Origin of the sequence: Paenarthrobacter sp. NPDC018779 (assembly GCF_044391085.1) — a bacterium.
Classification (GTDB): domain Bacteria; phylum Actinomycetota; class Actinomycetes; order Actinomycetales; family Micrococcaceae; genus Arthrobacter.
In genome coordinates this window covers 298,333-314,290 of sequence record NZ_JBIRZS010000003.1, presented here as the reverse complement: position 1 = coordinate 314,290, position 15,958 = coordinate 298,333, and the positions used below count along the sequence as shown (strand labels likewise).

Genomic DNA, 15,958 nt, shown 5'->3' with positions numbered 1-15,958 from the left:
TCATATAAGGCGGGCACGAGACGCAAGTAACAATGCGTGCCGGTTCCAAGAGGGCCCGCGAACGTTACGCGACGGAGAGTCCACTGACGCTAGGAGGAGACGTGACGGAGTACTGGTACAACGTCAAGACGCACCAGATCGAAGAGGACGCCATGTCCGACTGGACCCAGCTGATTGGTCCCTACAAAACCCGCGAAGAAGCCGAGCATGCCTTGGAAAAGGTGAAGCAGCGCAACGAAGCCTGGGATGCCCAGGACGAGGACTAGAAGGAGTGCTCCGGTCCCGGGAACCGGCCTGACCGGACATCGGCTCCGTAGGCAGCGGCGGCTTCGCCCAGAGTACTGCGGAGATCGGCGTACTGCTTGACGAACTTGGCCATCTTGCCGCCGCGGAGTCCTGCCATGTCCTGCCACACCAGGACCTGGCCCGTGGTGTCCTTGCCGGCGCCGATGCCAACCGTGGGAACACGCAGAGCGGCGTCGACGGCGGCAGCTGTCCCGGCAGGAACCATCTCCATGAGCACGCTGAAGGCTCCTGCGTCCTGCAGGGCCAGGGCGTCGTCGATCAGGCGTTGGGCATCGTCGCCGCGCCCTTGGACACGGTAGCCGCCCAGGGAATGCTCGCTCTGCGGGGTGAATCCAATGTGGGCCATGACGGGAATGCCGGCCTGCACCATGGCGCGGACCGTTTCGGCATAGTAGGCGGTCCCTTCGATCTTGACGGCGTGCGCCAGCCCTTCCTTCAGGAAACGCACCCCGGTCGCTACGGCCTGTCCGGGGGAGACCTCGTAACTGCCGAAAGGCAAATCGGCCACCACCAGGGCGCGCTTGGCGGAACGGCTCACGGCGCGGCACAAGGGCAGCAGTTCGTCCACCGTGACGGGAAGGCTTGTCTCATTGCCGAACACATTGTTGGAGGCCGAATCGCCCACAAGTAGTACTTCGATGCCGGCCTGGTCGAAAATCTCTGCCGTGTATTGCTCATAGGCGGTCAGCATGGCGAAGCGGCCGCCGTTGTCCTTTGCCTGCTGCAGGTGGTGGATCCGAACCTTGGAAAGGGGCTTCCTGGCGTCCGTGGAGGGTGATTGTGCTGCTGCGGCGGGACCCGAACCGTAAGGGGCGGGAACTTCGGCGGGCGTGCTGGACTCAGGAAGGTTGCTTGGGGCCATGGATAGAGCCTAAGCCGTGCCGGCGGGGGCTGCCAGCAATGTGCCAAGCGTCACCATTTGTAAACGCTGTGTTACGCGGGGTCCCTGCGGCGGCATCCGCCACGAATGCTTAGTAGAGTGAAGGCTGAGCTGCCGCGCCTTCCCAACGGAACCGCGCGGCGTGGATACCGACCGGAAAAGAGGCCCCAATGGACCGCCAGCAAGAGTTCGTTCTGCGGACGATCGAAGAGCGTGACGTGCGCTTCGTACGCTTGTGGTTCACCGACGTCGTGGGTTCGCTGAAATCCGTGGCCCTGGCGCCGGCAGAGGTCGAGGGTGCGTTCGAGGAAGGCCTCGGCTTCGATGGCTCCGCCATTGAAGGCCTGGCCCGTGTCTTTGAATCCGACATGCTGGCCCAACCCGACCCCTCGACTTTCCAGATCCTGCCGTGGCGCGGCGAGACTGAACAGACCTCCAGGATGTTCTGCGATGTGCTGACTCCGGACGGGGAGCCCTCCGCTGCAGATCCCCGCAACGTCCTCAAGCGCACCCTCGCCAAGGCTGCGGACATGGGGTTCACCTGCTACACGCACCCGGAGATCGAGTTCTACCTCCTCAAGTCCAAGGACCTTGGCCCGGACGGGGCTCCGGTGCCCGTGGATGAAGGCGGCTACTTCGACCACGTTCCGGGCGGAGTTGCGCAGGATTTCCGGCGCACGGCCGTCACCATGCTCGAATCAGTGGGCATTTCGGTGGAGTTCAGCCACCACGAAGGCGGCCCCGGGCAGAACGAAATCGACCTTCGGTACGCCGATGCGCTGCAGACAGCGGACAACATCATGACCTTCCGCACTGTCATCAAGGAAGTGGCCCTGCAGCAGGGCACCTACGCCACATTCATGCCCAAGCCGTTTACGGACCACCCCGGCTCCGGAATGCACACCCACTTCTCCCTGTTCGAGGGCGACACCAACGCCTTCTTCGAGGCCGGAGCCGAGTTCCAGCTCTCCAAGACTGCCCGCCAGTTCATTGCAGGCATCCTGAGGCACGCGCCTGAGTTCACGGCAGTCACCAACCAGTTCGTGAACTCCTACAAGCGGCTGTGGGGCGGCGGTGAAGCCCCGAGCTACCTGAGCTGGGGCCACAACAACCGTTCCGCCCTGGTCCGCGTCCCGCTCTACAAGCCGGGCAAGGGGCAGTCGGCGCGCATCGAGTACCGCGGCATCGACTCTGCCACCAACCCCTACCTCGCTTACGCGGTGCTCCTGGGCGCCGGCCTGAAGGGCATCGAGGAAGGCTACGAGCTCCCGGCGGCCGCGGAAGACGATGTTTGGTCGCTGACGACGGCCGAGCGAAAGGCCATGGGTCACGCTCCGTTGCCGGCCAGCCTCCACGACGCCATCCGCGCCATGGAAGAGTCGGAACTCGTGGCGCAGATCCTGGGGGAGCAGGTCTTTGAACACTTCCTGCGCAACAAGCGCGCCGAATGGCAGGACTACCGTCTGCAGGTCACGCCTTACGAGCTGCAGCGCAACCTCGGCATCCTCTAGGCGGCGCTGTGAGCCTTGCACGCCGGCTCATCTCGGCTGGATTCAGCGACCTCGAGAAGGGCGAGCGGTTCCTCGCTGCCCCGGAGTTGGAGGGCCTGGAACAAGAGGCCCTGTTCAGCGGCCTGTCCTTGGCCGCCAGCCCGGATACCGCCTTGCAGTCGCTGGTGAGGCTCATCGAGAAGAACCCCGGACTGAAAACGCTGGCTGCAGCGGACCCGGACTCAAGCGAGCCACTGTACCGGCTGCTGGGCGCGTCGGAGGCGTTGGGGGAGTTCCTCTTGCGCAGGCCCGAGCACCTGGATGTGTTCAACAACAAGGTGAGCCCGGAACCACTTTCCGCGTCCAGTGACGAACTTCGGTCCCTCCTCCTGCGGTCCGTTAAAGCTGAGCCCGGCTCGCTGCGTCCCGTTGCCGGCCTGACCGGCGTTCCCGCGTATACCGCCCTGCGCACGGCGTACCGGCGGGGATTGACCGAACTGGCCATCAAGGACCTGTGCGCGGCCTCGCCGCAGGATTTCATGCCGGCTGTCGGGGCCGAACTGGCGGACCTGGCCGGTGCGGCCATCGAGGCGGCCCTGGCCGTCTCCCGGGCCGAAGCGACAGGACAGTTCGAGGCGGAGGAGGTTGCCGGCGTCGGGCTGGCCGTCATCGGCATGGGCAAATGCGGCGCCCGCGAACTGAACTACATTTCCGACGTCGATGTCATCTACGTGATCGAGGCGGCGGACCTTGACGACGCCCGCGCAGCAACGATCGGCACTGCCTTGGCCTCCGGTATTTCCAGGGCGATCTCCTCGTTTGCGCCGGAACCCGGGCTGTGGGAGGTGGACGCGAACCTGCGTCCGGAGGGTAAGTCAGGGCCGCTGGTACGGACGCTCGCCTCGCACCTGAGCTATTACGCCAGATGGGCCGAAAGCTGGGAATTCCAGGCACTCCTGAAGGCAAGGACCATCGCGGGAGACCGGGACCTGGGCCAACGCTATGAGGAAGCCGTGCAGCCCCTTGTCTGGGCCTCTGCCGGCCGCGAAGGATTTGTGGAATCCGTCCAGGCCATGCGGCGGCGCGTCACCGACCACATTCCTGCTGCCGAGGAACAACGCCAGATCAAGCTGGGGCGGGGTGGGCTGCGGGACGTCGAATTCACAGTTCAACTCCTGCAACTCGTGCACGGAAAGTCCGACGAGTCCCTGCGTTGCCGCGACACCACGTCGGCGATCGCCGCCCTGTCCGCAGGTGGCTACATTGGGCGGGTGGACGCTGCAGCCTTCGACAACGCGTACCGGTATCTCCGCGTCCTTGAACACCGGATCCAGTTGTTCCAGCTCCGCCGTACCCACCTCATGCCCGTGGCTGAGGACGCCCAGCGTTTCCTGGCCAAAGCCGTCCTGGGGCCGTTCTCCCTGGAGCGGCCGCATCCGGACCAGCTGATAGCTGCGTGGCAGAAGACCAAGCGGGCGGTCCGGGACCTGCACGAGCGCATTTTCTATCGCCCCCTGCTGAATACGGCGGCGAAACTCAGCAGTGAAGATGCCAAGCTCAGCCCCGAAGCCGCACAGGGCCGGCTTGCCGCACTTGGCTACCTCGACCCGCAGGGCGCCATGCGCCACATCGAGGCCCTGACAGCCGGTGTCAGTCGTCGGGCGGCCCTGCAGCGCCAGCTTCTTCCCATCCTTCTGGGCTGGCTGGCCGAGGGCGTGGATCCCGACGCCGGGTTGCTGGCCTTCCGGCGGGTGAGTGAGGCGCTGGGGACCACCCACTGGTACCTGGGACTCCTTCGGGATTCCCAGGCTGCAGCCGAACGCCTGTGCCAGGTATTGGCGAATTCCCGCCTGATCGCGGATCTGTTGGAGGTCTCGCCCGAGTCAGTGGCCTGGCTGGGCAGTGACAAGGAACTGGCCCCCATCCCGTTCGACGCCCAGTGGCAGGAAATCCAGTCCAAGCTCTCGCGCCATCCGGACCCTGAGGGCGCCATGCGACTCATCCGGTTGATCCGCCGGCGGGAAATCCTGCGCACGGCCATCGCAGACAGTGCAGGATTGTTGGACCAGGACGCTGTGGGGCTGGCCCTGGCCGAAGCGGACCGCGCAGCCGTCCTGGGTGCCCTGCACGTGGCGGAAGCAGCCGTGGCCGACGCCGGACCACTGAAGACCGATGTCCTGGTGGTGGCCATGGGCCGGCAGGGCGGGCGTGAGATCGGCTATGGGTCCGATGCCGACGTCATGTATGTGCACCGGGCCCGTCCCGGTTTCACGGACGCCGAAGCACAGGAGCAGGCGACGGCGATCGTTGCCAGGATCTCAAGCCTCCTGACCCAGCCGCTCAAGCCGGCCATCATGGCCGAGAGGGTCCTGCAGGTGGATGCCGATCTTCGGCCGGAGGGCAAGAACGGGGCCATGGTCAGGTCCTTGGACTCTTATGCCGAGTATTACCGCCGGTGGTCATTGATCTGGGAAGCGCAAGCACTTCTGCGCGCCCGGCCCATGGCCGGATCGGACGAGCTCGCCCGGGACTTCGTCCGGCTCATCGATCCCATCAGGTACCCTGACGAATTGTCCGGACAGGATGTACGTGAGATCCGGCGCATCAAGGCAAGGGTGGAGTCCGAGCGGCTCCCTCGAGGGGCCGATCCTGCCCGCCACGTGAAGCTTGGCCGTGGTGGCCTGAGCGACGTCGAGTGGTTGGTGCAGTTGATCCAGCTCCAACATGCTGGAAAGCACCCGGAATTGCGGAGCACCTCAACGTTGGAGGCACTTGCCGCAGCTGAAGGGCTTGCCCTCATAGGAAAGGGCGACGCCGGTTTGTTGCGTCAGGCGTGGAAGCTTGCCAGCCGCATCCGGTCGGCAAACGTCATTGTGACGGGCCGGGCCTCGGACCTTTTGCCGTCGTCGCGCCGCGACCTGGAGGCGGTGGCCCGGTGGTGTGGATACGCACCAGGAACCGCGGGCAAGTTCGAGGAAGACTACCTGCGCTTGAGCCGACGTGCCCGGGGCGTGTTTGAAAAGAAGTTCTACGGAACCTGAGCCGGAGCTATTGCCTCGCGGGTGTGCCGCAGGATGGAGACCACGGGCGCGCCCGGGACCAGCCTGTCGCCAACCACGAAGCCTTCTTCGCGGTGGCGCAAAGTGTCCACCAGGCGGTGCCGCCAGAGTTCCACGTCGCCTTGGTGGGCAGGGTCCCCGGCGAGGTTCCAGCGTTCCTGGGGATCGTCGTCGAGATTGAACAACTCTTCGGCGCCTTTGCCCGAGCCCCAAATGTATTTGTAGTGGCCGTCGGTGAGCCAGTGCAGGTTCTGGCCCCAGTAGACATGTTCGCCATGGAGCCAGTCGCGGACCGGTCCGGTGCCATCACCCCGGACAAGCGCTGCCAAGGACTTGCCGTCCACGCTGTCAGGAATGGGCAGCCCGGCCAGTTCCAGAAGAGTGGGCATGAGGTCGCGGAGTTCCACCACATGGTCCACCACGGCGCCGCGCGTGGACGTTCCGGCACTGGGGGCATCCGCAATGATGAACGGGACCCGGGCGGAGCCCTCGTAGGGCACGGCCTTCCTGAACATGTGGTGGTCGCCCATCATCTCGCCGTGGTCGCTGGTGAAGGCTATGATCGTGTCTTCCAGCAGCCCGAAGTCGGCCAACGATTCCTTGATCCGGTTGACCTGGAGGTCGATCTGGGCCATGAGCCCGAAGTAACCCGCCCGGGCCCGATGGACCACGCGGTCCGGGATGTGTCCGTAGCTTGCCTGGTAGTTTCCATCTGCCCGGAACTCGTCCCAATGGTGTTCCCAATCGCCTTCCACGGTTTCGTAGGGCGGGATGTTGAGGTACTGCTCGAAAGCCCACGACGGCGGGTCGTAGGGCGGGTGGGGCCGGTGGAACGACAGGTACAGGAAGAAGGGCTTCACCGGATCCCGCCGTTGCATCCATTCGATGGCCTGCGTTCCGATCCAATGGCTGGGGTGCAGGTGTTCGGCCTTGTCCCATGGCCGGGCCACGATGGAGTTGCAATTGACGCCGTGGTCGAAGTAGTCGGCGTCCGCGGGCATTCCGGGTTGCCTCCGCAACCAGGGCACGTAGTCGTCAAACAGGGAAAAGTGCTGCCGATGCTCCTTCCTGGCGTGGTGCAGGTAGCCGTCGTGCAGGACGACGTCGTCAAATCCCACTCTCGAGCGCTCGGGCCAAACATGCATCTTGCCGATGGCCTGGGTGTGGTAGCCGGCCTTCCGGAACTCGCCCTGGACCGTGACCGGATGCGCTGCGTGGAAGGGGACTCCGTCGTCGTACCCCACGCGTCCGTGCCGCTCCTGCGATTGCCCCGTGAAGAGCGCGGCGCGTGCCGGGACGCAGGACGGAGTGGCCGAGTATCCTTTGGAGAACCGCACACCGTTCCTGGCTAGTTCATCAAGGTGTGGTGTCTCAAGGTGTGGGTGCCCGTCGGCGGACAAGCAGTCTCCCCGCCATTCGTCCACGCAGATCAGGATGACGTTCGGCTGGCCCATTTATGGCGTTCCTATCTCTAGGGGAGCGGCTGGACCCACCCTAGCCGGGAATTCGAAGAAGTGCGCGATTATGACGCAAAGACTGGAGTTATGAGCTACAAAGAGCAAAGTGGCACGGGTGTTGCGTGGCTGATTCCGCTTAAGGCGATCGATGCCGACGCCAGGGCGATCCACTTGGGCGACGTTGCGGAGCTCAGCCTGCTACCCGGTCAGTGGGAATTCGTGGGCGACCCGCTCCGAATGATGCTCGCCGGCCTCGAGGACCCGTCGCGGTTCCCGTTTTCCATTGAGGCCAATGGTGCGGTTGTGGGCGTCTTGACCCTCCAATGTGGTGCTGCGCGCCTCGCGGGCTGGGAGGACGACGATTCCGCGTGGTTGCTGAGGGGATTCGCGATCGATACGGCAAGCCAGGGGCGGGGGATTGGCCGGTCGGCTGCCGCGGCGGCCGTGGAGGAAGCGCGAAAACTGACAGCCTGGCTGGATGGCGGCCAGGACGGCGTCGTTCTTTCGGTCAACGAACGTAACCCGGCCGGCAGGGCTGCCTACGCCAAGGCCGGCTTCGTGGACAAGGGACGCTACCTTGGCGGGAGTTCGGGGCCCCAGCGGACGATGTTCAGGGCTTTCGCCTGAAGGCCGCCTTGTCAACAACGGTTGACGACATTTCGGACGTCAACTATGGTTGACGGATGGAGGTGGAGCGCATGAAAACCCTTGTTGGGCAGATGGACGGAATGGGGCCCGCCGAGGCACTGTACGCCGTGGCCGAATTGCAGAAGGAAGTCGGAAGGACGGAATCATCCCTGGTCCGGGCGGCCCGGCAAGCCGGTCTGTCCTGGGAAGCCATTGCCTTGTGCCTGGGAGTGTCCAAGCAAGCGGTGCATAAGAAATACGGCAAGCAGTAGGACCGGCACCAAACCTCTGTTCGCGGAGGCGTGTTTGGCCTAGGATTCATCCCGTGACGGTGAGGCTGGACGCGGAGGGCGCGTCCTTTTCGGATGCTTCCTGCTTCCGCTGTGCGCAGGCGGGCCCGCATTGGGCCTCCCGCCACGCGGCCCCCGGGCAGTACGCCTGCAGGCGCTGTTTTGCCACCTTCCTGGACGAGGATGCGCTGCCGGGCGACGCCGGTCTTTCCGGGATGGGCGTGGCGGTTCCCCACAACATGGGCCTCCTGGAAAACAAGTAGCCTGCAGGAAAGCAAGTAGTCGTTCCGGGGCGGCAGCGAAAAGACGAGTACACGCTACTCGTGTTCCCCGTGGGCCCGCTGGGCACTATTGAGGCTATGACAGCCTATGTAGTTGAAACAGCAGCACTGATCCACCGCTGCCAATGCTGCGGTGAGGAAACCGAGAGGGTCTTCTGCGACGAGTGCGCGGCCCCCGACGAGCCTGGAAAGTCACCCCACACCAAACACTAAGCAACCGGGACACTGAGCAATCGGCCCGGCCGTATGCGCTAACGGCGAAGGGCCGCCAACAGGAGTGTTTCCTGTTGGCGGCCCTCAGCAGTTGGAGGCCTGCCGGCCTCCGGCGGGTCAAAGCATGCTCTGCCCGGGAGTTGGCTAGACGCCGTAGTAGAGCTCGAACTCGTACGGGTTCGGGCGCAGGGACAGCGGACGGATCTCGTTCTCGTACTTGTACTCGATCCACGTGTCGATCAGGTCCTGGGTGAAGACACCGCCGGCCTGCAGGAACTCGTTGTCCTCACGCAGGGCCTCAAGGGCTTCTTCCAGCGTTCCCGGAGCCTTGGGGATGTCCTTGGCTTCCTCTGCGGGGAGCTCGTAGAGGTCCTTGTCGATCGGTGCCGGGGGCTCAATGCGGTTGCGGATGCCGTCGATGCCGGCCATCAGCTGGGCAGCGAACGCCAGGTACGGGTTGGACGAGGGGTCCGGAGCGCGGAATTCGATGCGCTTGGCCTTCGGGTTGGAACCCGTGATCGGGATGCGGATACCGGCGGAGCGGTTGCCCTGCGAGTACACCATGTTGACCGGAGCTTCGAAGCCCTTGACCAGGCGGCGGTAGGAGTTGACCGTCGGGTTGGTGAACGCCAGGACTGCGGAGGAGTGCTTCAGCAGGCCGCCGATGTACCAGCGGGCGGTGTCGGAGAGACCGGCGTAGCCCTTCTCGTCGTAGAACAGCGGCTCGCCGTTGCTCCACAGGGACTGGTGGCAGTGCATGCCCGAACCGTTGTCGCCGAAGACGGGCTTCGGCATGAAGGTCACGGACTTGCCCCAAGCGTCAGCAGTGTTCTTGATGACGTACTTGAACTTCTGCAGGTCATCGGCAGCCGCGGTCAGCGTGGTGAACTTGTAGTTGATCTCGGCCTGGCCGGCGGAACCAACTTCGTGGTGGGAGCGCTCAACCTCAAGGCCGGCCTTGTCCAGTTCAACACACATGGCGTCGCGGAGGTCAGCCTGCTTGTCGGTGGGGGAGACGGGGAAGTAGCCGCCCTTGACCGGGGTCTTGTAACCGAGGTTGCCGCCCTCTTCCTTGCGGCCGGTGTTCCAGTGTGCTTCTTCGGAATCGATCTTGTAGAAGCTGCCCTGCGGGGAGGATTCGTACTGGATGTTGTCGAAGACGAAGAACTCGGCCTCGGGAGCGAAGAAGGCGGTGTCTGCGATGCCGGTCGAAGCCAAGTAAGCCTCTGCCTTCTCGGCTACGCCGCGGGGGTCGCGGTGGTAGGGGTCACCCGTGCGCGGGTTGACGATGGAGAAGTTCAGGGCCAGGGTCTTCTCGATGCGGAAGGTGTCGACGAAGGCCGAGGTAACATCCGGGATGAGCTGCATGTCGGACTCGGCGATGCCCTGGAAGCCGCGGATGGAAGAACCGTCGAAGAGCTGACCGTTCACGAAGAAGTCGAGGTCAACGCTCTTGGCCGGCACGTTGAAGTGCTGCTGGACGCCCGGGAGGTCAGTGAAGCGGATATCGACGAATTTGACGTCTTCTTCTTTGATGAACTTGAGGACTTCGTCCGCAGTCTTGAACATCTATGCTCCTTATGCATATCAAGTAACAGGCCCGGAAGGCCGTGTGGTCCAGCCCAAGCCGAAGACCTGGAGACACAAAAATTTCCCCTTGCCGCGGTGGCTGGCAACTCCTATCACCTTAGGGAGACGGGATTTCCCGGGAGTGTCAGCATTGTTTCCGGCAGGTTACAGAATCATCTGTTGTGTAAACGGTAGTCGGCTTGCGGGTGTCCGGTCCATGCGCGTCCGGTGGACGAACACCGGGGCAGGCTCGGTGGGAACTTGATCTGTCCGGGTCGGAGGGGCGCACCACCAGCAGTTAAGCTTGATAGGTGGTTGATCGTAAAGACATTGGCTCCTGGTTGAGCGGTCCGGACACCTCCGGCATTTCCAAGTACCCCGGCGAGCGGCTGGGGCTGCCTGAATCGGGCCCTGGCTCCATGGCGCGTGCAGGGCGCCGCATCCTGGGCATCGTGATCGACTGGACCATCGCCTTGGTCATCAGCAACTTTGCCTTCGGCGGCAACCAATGGGCAACCCTGGCAGTCTTCGCCGTGGAGCAGATCCTCCTCATTGGAACCCTTGGCTACAGCATCGGACACAGAATCGCGGGCATCCACGTGGTGCGCCTCGCCGGTGGCCAGCCGGGGCCGTTGGTGGCTGTGGTGAGGACGTTGCTTGTGTGCCTGGTGATCCCGGCGGTGATCTTCGATCCGGACCAGCGGGGCCTCCACGACAAGGCCATGAACACCATCCTCATCCGCATGTAGCTTCCCACCTTGCGTCCTGACAACAATGCGCCCCGGGCCTCTATCGAGGATCGGGGCGCATTGTCGTTTTGCGGTCAGCGTCCGCGGGCCGCCTTGCGGTCCGGGCGGGCTTTGTAGGGATCGATACCCTTCGGGATCGGGAGGCGATTGCCCAGGGAGTTGATGCGCTTGGAGACAGCATTAACCTCGACCTTGGTCAGTTCATTCTTCATCTTGCCCATGGTCTTGGCGAGCTGGTTCAGCGGAACCTGGCCTTCGCCACGGCCGGACTCCAGGACATGGATGGTGACGTTGGGCAGGATCCTGCCCAGGCGCTTGCGCTCGGCGTCCGCCAAGGTCTTGACCCGGTGGCTGGGACCTTCGGTGACCAGGACGACTCCCGGGCGCCCTATGGCCATGAAAACCGCATCCTGGGTGCGGGGGTTCACGGCCACTGGCTGGTCCTGGGTGACCCAGCCGCGGCGGAGCGTGCCCAAAGCGGCGCCGGAAGCTCCAGGCTGGTTTTCGATCTGTGCAAAGGCGGCCCTTTCAGCACGACGCGAAAGGATGAAGACGGCGGCGAGCAGGCCCAAGGGGATACCGATGATCAGGCCGGTAATCCAGTTTTCCAGAAGGAAGCCAACGACGAAGGCGACAGCCACCACGGCAAGGAACGCCAGGAGCATGATCAGCACAACCTGCGGATCGTTGCGCCGGGTCATTTTGAAGACCTCGGCGATCTGCTTCAACTGGCTGGGCTTCTTGGCTTTGGCTTCCTTGGGCTTGCGCTGGAAGAGCCCACGCTTGGGTGCGTCGGCCGAAGGTGTCGATTTGTTGGAATCAGGGGAGTTCGCCATAGTGCCTTAATTCTACGTGATGTACGCCTTAGGGCCTGACCCCTGATCGCAGGTGATCCCGGCAACGGTTTTTTTCTTTTCCGTCACGATTCATATGGGTCCGGCACAGCATACGTGGGAGGCAATTGCCCGTGAATTGAGGAAGGAACGGGTCACCCATCAAACCACGCTGATTTTCAACCCGTCTAAGGAAAAGATGTCCGAGCTGCCATCGTTGCTGACCATCGTTCTCGAGGAACCTGGAACACTGGACCGCGAGTCTCCGATGTATCGAAGACTCGTGGCAGCAAGGCTGCGTTTCGACGCGGAGTTTTCCATCCTGCAGGCCACCGAACCATTGACCACGCGGTCCATCGGCCGGCTGTGCGCCGACATCACCAGCAAGTACGTGGTGTTCATGAGGACATCGCACCAGGTGTCGGCAAACTATGCGGCCACCATCATCGGTTACCTGAGGACCCGTACGGTGTACCTGGCGGAACCTGTCATGTACACGGGGCGGATCGCCGGGAACATTGCGGGAACGGCGATCGACGACGCCTACCACTATGCGCGGGACACAGACATCTTTGGCTCGGTGTTCAACACCAGGCGGCTCGCGGACGCGCTGGAGGCGGTCGGGGACGTGGACCGGGCCGGCCTATACATGAGCTACCGGCTGTATTGGTCGATCGAAAAGGTGAAACCCCTGCCCGCCGGTTATTCGGTGGCCACGGAAACCAAAGCCGCAATCGGACTTCAACTGTCCCCGGAAGCCAAGCGCCTGGTGCCGGTTATTCCCACATCATCCAAACAGCTCCGCTTGTACCTCCTGCGGTTCATGGCGCTTTTCCTGCGTGGAATGCGGGCCCAGAAGGCCACGGCTGTGAGCCTTGAACATCTGCGGGAACTCGTGACTGCGCACAACATGACGGAGATGCTCGGCATGGTGGAGCCTTTGCAGCCGTTCGAAGCTGCATGGATCCGTTGGCTGGCCGATCCCTGCGCCAACACGCACCTCTTCAAGCAGCTCAGTGACAAGGACAGCTACCTGGTGTTCCAGCAGGACCAGCCGGTGGAAGATCCTGCGCGGCTCCTGTATGAGCTGCTGTTCGGAGATGACGTCCTATCCATCGCCAAGACCTACCTGCCGCGCACCTTGCGGCCGGGTCATGCCCGTCCGGGCAGTTACAACTTCTACCAACGTCCCATCAGCCCCCGCTCCAGCATTCTCTTCTTCGACAGGCCGCTGCAGGCGGACGACAACGCTGAACATCTCTACGACTACTTCCGGATCAACCACCCCGAATTCACGGAGTCCTACTTCGCCATCAACCCGAAATCCCCGGATTGGGAGCGGCTTGAGAAGAAGGGCTTCAAGCTCATCCCCATTTTCAGCACGGAGTTCTATGAGAAGTTCCTGGTCTCCGATCTTGTGGTGTCTTCCCAGATCTACAACATCAGGTATCGCGGAAAGTCGTTTGCCAACTCCCGGTTTGTGTACCTGCAACATGGCATCCAACTCAACGACATGTCCGACTGGGTGTTGTCCAAGTATTTTGACATTTTCATTGCCACCGGACAGCTGGAAGCTGACTACATGGCTGGATTGGCGCCCGTTGAGACGCTCAACTCCGGCCTGCCCAGGCTTGAGTCGCTGGCCCGGGAACCCCGGGATTCGGCCCACCTCCTGTTCATGCCTACGTGGCGGTTCAACCTGAACCAGGTGTCCACGGAGCAGTTCCTCCAATCACGCTACTTCCAGGCCATTGACCAATTGCTCACCGATCCTGCGCTGCTGACCTTCCTCGAAGCCACTGACCGCAGGCTCGAAGTGAAACTCCACCCGAACGTGGAGAAGCGGACGGCACACTTCCGGTTCTCCGAGAGGGTGGTGTTGTCTGAACTCAGCTACCCGGAAGCCATCAGCTCCGCTGAGATGGTGTTTACGGACTACAGCTCGGCAGTCCTTGATGCCTCTTTCGTACACATCCCCATCGCGTACTACCACTGGGACCACGCCGAATTCTTCCGCGAGCAGCCTTATGAGGGCCGCCTGGACTATGAAGAAGAAGGACTGGGGCCGGTCTTTCATCAGCACGTGGATCTCATTGACTACCTGGTCAATGAACGGTTTGCCTCCGAGGACCCCTTGTACCGCGGGCGTCGTGACCGTTTCTTCAAGGGAGTTGACGCGGACCGGATCAACCGGAAGATCGTCGAAAGGATGCTGGCACTGTGACGTCGAAGTTCGGGGAGTTAAAGCGCAAAGCCACGGATCTGGGAAGAGCCGTTGCCTATTCGTCGACGGGCCGGGAAGTGGCGAGGTCCCTGATGGAATCGGCCCCCGAGTCGGCCGTCCGCAGGCTCATCAAAGCGAGGGGACTGGAAGCCCGGGTACGCAAAGTGGCCGCCGAGCACTTGCCGCAGGGGATCTATTTCGCCAAGCTCACCCTCCCGGACTGGGAGGATCACCAAGGCGAACCGTTCCAGCTGCTGCAGGATGGTGAGGTGGTTTACGGCAACCTGATTGAGCCGCCGGCCCGCGGTTTCCCCCTTGAGTACCGGAACATCATGGTCGGAACCGACGATCCCTCCCGGTTCAGACTCGCCTCGGGAGGCCCTTTCGAATTGGGCATCGGCAAAGGCCCCTTCACTACGCCGCAGCAAATCAAGTACGACGAGCAATACGGAGTAGAGCAACATGGCGATGCCTACTATTCCGTCCGGGGAAACACCACTGATCCGAAGAAGATGCTGCTCACGTTCCCGGGCTTCGGCCCTTCCACGACGCGAATCTCCTATGCCGTGAGCTACCTCAAGGGGATCACGGACGCCGATCTGGAAGACACCCTGATGGTTTGCTTCCAAGACCGCTATTTGGCGGCCGGGTCCTACATGATGGTGGACAACGCAGGCAGGCCGCTCGGTGGTCGGATCAATGCCGCCATAGAAAAACTGCGCAGCCAATTCAACATAGACCCCGCCCGCATGCTGTTCTTTGGTGCCTCAAAAGGCGCCTCCATCGCGATCCAGTACGCCAGGAACTTTCCGGCGGCCCGCTTGGTGCTGGCCGTTCCACAGATGAACCTGCCGTATTACTTCAGCAAGCCGTTCTTCAAGGACAACCTGTACAGGAACCGCGCCTTCCGCGAGGCTGAGCAGCCGGAGGACTACCTTCGCCAGTACTTTGCGGAGGGCCGGACCATCGACTACTTCTATACGAACTCGGACGAGCTCAGCAACCATTCGCTGATTGAGTTGGTGCAAGACGTCCCCAATCTCACCAAGTACCGGATCGACGGCAAGCACTCCTCGGTGGCCGGCACAGCCTTGCCGGCCATGCTTGGCATTATCCGGGAATTCCTGGCGGCCCCGACCCAGGAGAAGTTCGTCTGCGAAGAGCTGCGGTGGTTCGACACTACTGAGACCAGGCAACTCCAAGTACGGGTGGACGACCGGGCTTCAGGGATATCCCAGGCTAACTGGTTCGTGGGCGGGTGGGCCGGCAGGACGCGATTCATGCAGCTGATGACCGACCATTCCTACAAATTCGTCAAGTACACCTCCGGAGAGCAGGCGATGTTCCATCGCTACGACCCCGTGGAGCACCTCGACTCGCTCCATGCGATTGCGTCGAACGGCACGTCGTGGACGGCAACCCTGCCGGAGCAATCCGACGAACCGGGAAACACCGCCCGGCGGTTCCGCTCCAGACGCCGGGGCGAGGCATTTCAGGCGATCCCGCTTGATGTGGAGGCCAACGCACCAGCGGACTATGTGATTCTTGATGGGGACTGCCATGCACGGTTCCGGTACCGCTGTTCCCGCGCAAGCGCCGCTGGCCAGTCGATGGAGGTGCACTTCGTGCAGGACGCCGCCTCAGATGTCGTGAACGATTTCCCTCAAGATCCAACCCAGCGCCCCGCCTATGTGGCAGTGGTCCAACCGGTGGATGGCTGGGAGTTGGCTCACCTCATGGCCCTGCGGCTGGTCGTGGCTGCCAACGTGCCCCGCCTGGTAGTGGTGGTGCACGGCCCAGGGGCCGACGAGTGGCTGTCCGCGCTGGGCGCCGTGGAATGGGACCAGGTCGAGGTGGTGGCTTGGTCCTCCGAGGAGGCTCCGGCACCGCTCCGTTGACGCGAAACAGCCTACACACGAAAAGCAGGCTGCGCTGGCACTCAGTGGTGCCAGCGCAGCCTGCTTCGTGGCTTAAGGGATC

Annotated in this window: 13 protein-coding genes; 9 read left to right on the top strand and 4 right to left on the bottom strand. The window is 62.9% G+C overall.

What is annotated here, in order from left to right:
• The first annotated feature begins 101 nt into the window (after positions 1 to 101).
• Entirely contained in the window at positions 102 to 266 is a 165-nt protein-coding gene (locus tag ACH488_RS05900) for an SPOR domain-containing protein (protein WP_397322867.1), read from the top strand.
• On the opposite strand, the gene panB is transcribed toward ACH488_RS05900, so the two are convergent.
• On the bottom strand, positions 263 to 1,168 hold the full coding sequence (panB, locus tag ACH488_RS05895) for a 3-methyl-2-oxobutanoate hydroxymethyltransferase (protein WP_397322866.1): 906 nt from the start codon (positions 1,166 to 1,168) through the stop codon (positions 263 to 265). The two genes, ACH488_RS05900 and panB, sit on opposite strands and share 4 nt — an antisense overlap.
• Before the next feature lie 188 nt (positions 1,169 to 1,356).
• On the opposite strand from panB, the gene glnA (ACH488_RS05890) reads away from it, so the two are divergent.
• Positions 1,357 to 2,697, top strand: coding sequence for a type I glutamate--ammonia ligase (glnA, locus tag ACH488_RS05890; protein WP_397322864.1), 1,341 nt, complete (start codon positions 1,357 to 1,359; stop codon positions 2,695 to 2,697).
• Positions 2,698 to 2,705: 8 nt separating this feature from the next.
• Positions 2,706 to 5,717 (top strand): bifunctional [glutamine synthetase] adenylyltransferase/[glutamine synthetase]-adenylyl-L-tyrosine phosphorylase, encoded by a 3,012-nt coding sequence (locus tag ACH488_RS05885; RefSeq protein ID WP_397322863.1) that lies wholly within the window; start codon positions 2,706 to 2,708, stop codon positions 5,715 to 5,717.
• Here ACH488_RS05885 and ACH488_RS05880 read toward each other — a convergent pair.
• Positions 5,705 to 7,189: an arylsulfatase gene (locus tag ACH488_RS05880; protein ID WP_397322862.1), complete on the bottom strand. Its 1,485-nt coding sequence runs from the start codon at positions 7,187 to 7,189 to the stop codon at positions 5,705 to 5,707. The genes ACH488_RS05885 and ACH488_RS05880 overlap by 13 nt on opposite strands.
• 90 nt (positions 7,190 to 7,279) lie before the next feature.
• Here ACH488_RS05880 and ACH488_RS05875 point away from each other — a divergent pair, with 90 nt between their 5' ends.
• Genes ACH488_RS05875 through ACH488_RS05865 form a run of 3 tightly spaced genes read left to right on the top strand, consistent with a single transcriptional unit; the run spans position 7,280 to position 8,372 of the window.
• Positions 7,280 to 7,819: a GNAT family N-acetyltransferase gene (locus tag ACH488_RS05875; RefSeq protein ID WP_397322860.1), complete on the top strand. Its 540-nt coding sequence runs from the start codon at positions 7,280 to 7,282 to the stop codon at positions 7,817 to 7,819.
• A 56-nt stretch (positions 7,820 to 7,875) separates the two neighbouring features.
• On the top strand, positions 7,876 to 8,091 hold the full coding sequence (locus ACH488_RS05870) for an AsnC family protein (RefSeq protein WP_397322859.1): 216 nt from the start codon (positions 7,876 to 7,878) through the stop codon (positions 8,089 to 8,091).
• Positions 8,092 to 8,144: 53 nt separating this feature from the next.
• Positions 8,145 to 8,372 (top strand): hypothetical protein, encoded by a 228-nt coding sequence (locus tag ACH488_RS05865; protein ID WP_397322858.1) that lies wholly within the window; start codon positions 8,145 to 8,147, stop codon positions 8,370 to 8,372.
• A gap of 375 nt (positions 8,373 to 8,747) precedes the next feature.
• Here ACH488_RS05865 and glnA (ACH488_RS05860) read toward each other — a convergent pair whose 3' ends face one another.
• Positions 8,748 to 10,172: a type I glutamate--ammonia ligase gene (glnA, locus tag ACH488_RS05860; protein WP_397322857.1), complete on the bottom strand. Its 1,425-nt coding sequence runs from the start codon at positions 10,170 to 10,172 to the stop codon at positions 8,748 to 8,750.
• 311 nt (positions 10,173 to 10,483) lie between these two features.
• Between glnA (ACH488_RS05860) and ACH488_RS05855 the strand changes: the two genes are divergently transcribed.
• A complete protein-coding gene (locus ACH488_RS05855; protein ID WP_397322855.1) occupies positions 10,484 to 10,921 on the top strand; it encodes an RDD family protein in 438 nt (145 codons plus the stop codon).
• A 74-nt stretch (positions 10,922 to 10,995) separates the two neighbouring features.
• On the opposite strand, the gene ACH488_RS05850 is transcribed toward ACH488_RS05855, so the two are convergent.
• Positions 10,996 to 11,757 carry a DUF4191 domain-containing protein gene (locus ACH488_RS05850; RefSeq protein WP_397322854.1) on the bottom strand — a complete coding sequence of 254 codons (762 nt, stop codon included), beginning with the start codon at positions 11,755 to 11,757 and terminating at the stop codon, positions 10,996 to 10,998.
• 196 nt (positions 11,758 to 11,953) lie between these two features.
• Here ACH488_RS05850 and ACH488_RS05845 point away from each other — a divergent pair, with 196 nt between their 5' ends.
• Both ACH488_RS05845 and ACH488_RS05840 read left to right on the top strand, forming a co-directional pair.
• Complete coding sequence (locus ACH488_RS05845; protein WP_397322852.1) at positions 11,954 to 13,978, top strand: CDP-glycerol glycerophosphotransferase family protein; 2,025 nt, start codon at positions 11,954 to 11,956, stop codon at positions 13,976 to 13,978.
• On the top strand, positions 13,975 to 15,876 hold the full coding sequence (locus tag ACH488_RS05840; protein ID WP_397322851.1) for a hypothetical protein: 1,902 nt from the start codon (positions 13,975 to 13,977) through the stop codon (positions 15,874 to 15,876). Before ACH488_RS05845 ends, ACH488_RS05840 begins: the two co-directional genes overlap by 4 nt.
• Positions 15,877 to 15,958 lie beyond the last annotated feature (82 nt).

What these genes read in the sequence shown, in the direction of transcription:
- panB (WP_397322866.1), bottom strand. Translation starts at nt 1,168, where the DNA reads ATGGCCCCAAGCAACCTTCCTGAGTCCAGCACGCCCGCCGAAGTTCCC.
- glnA (WP_397322864.1), top strand. Translation starts at nt 1,357, where the DNA reads ATGGACCGCCAGCAAGAGTTCGTTCTGCGGACGATCGAAGAGCGTGAC.
- ACH488_RS05880 (WP_397322862.1), bottom strand. Translation starts at nt 7,189, where the DNA reads ATGGGCCAGCCGAACGTCATCCTGATCTGCGTGGACGAATGGCGGGGA.
- ACH488_RS05875 (WP_397322860.1), top strand. Translation starts at nt 7,280, where the DNA reads ATGAGCTACAAAGAGCAAAGTGGCACGGGTGTTGCGTGGCTGATTCCG.
- ACH488_RS05870 (WP_397322859.1), top strand. Translation starts at nt 7,876, where the DNA reads ATGGAGGTGGAGCGCATGAAAACCCTTGTTGGGCAGATGGACGGAATG.
- glnA (WP_397322857.1), bottom strand. Translation starts at nt 10,172, where the DNA reads ATGTTCAAGACTGCGGACGAAGTCCTCAAGTTCATCAAAGAAGAAGAC.
- ACH488_RS05850 (WP_397322854.1), bottom strand. Translation starts at nt 11,757, where the DNA reads ATGGCGAACTCCCCTGATTCCAACAAATCGACACCTTCGGCCGACGCA.
- ACH488_RS05845 (WP_397322852.1), top strand. Translation starts at nt 11,954, where the DNA reads ATGTCCGAGCTGCCATCGTTGCTGACCATCGTTCTCGAGGAACCTGGA.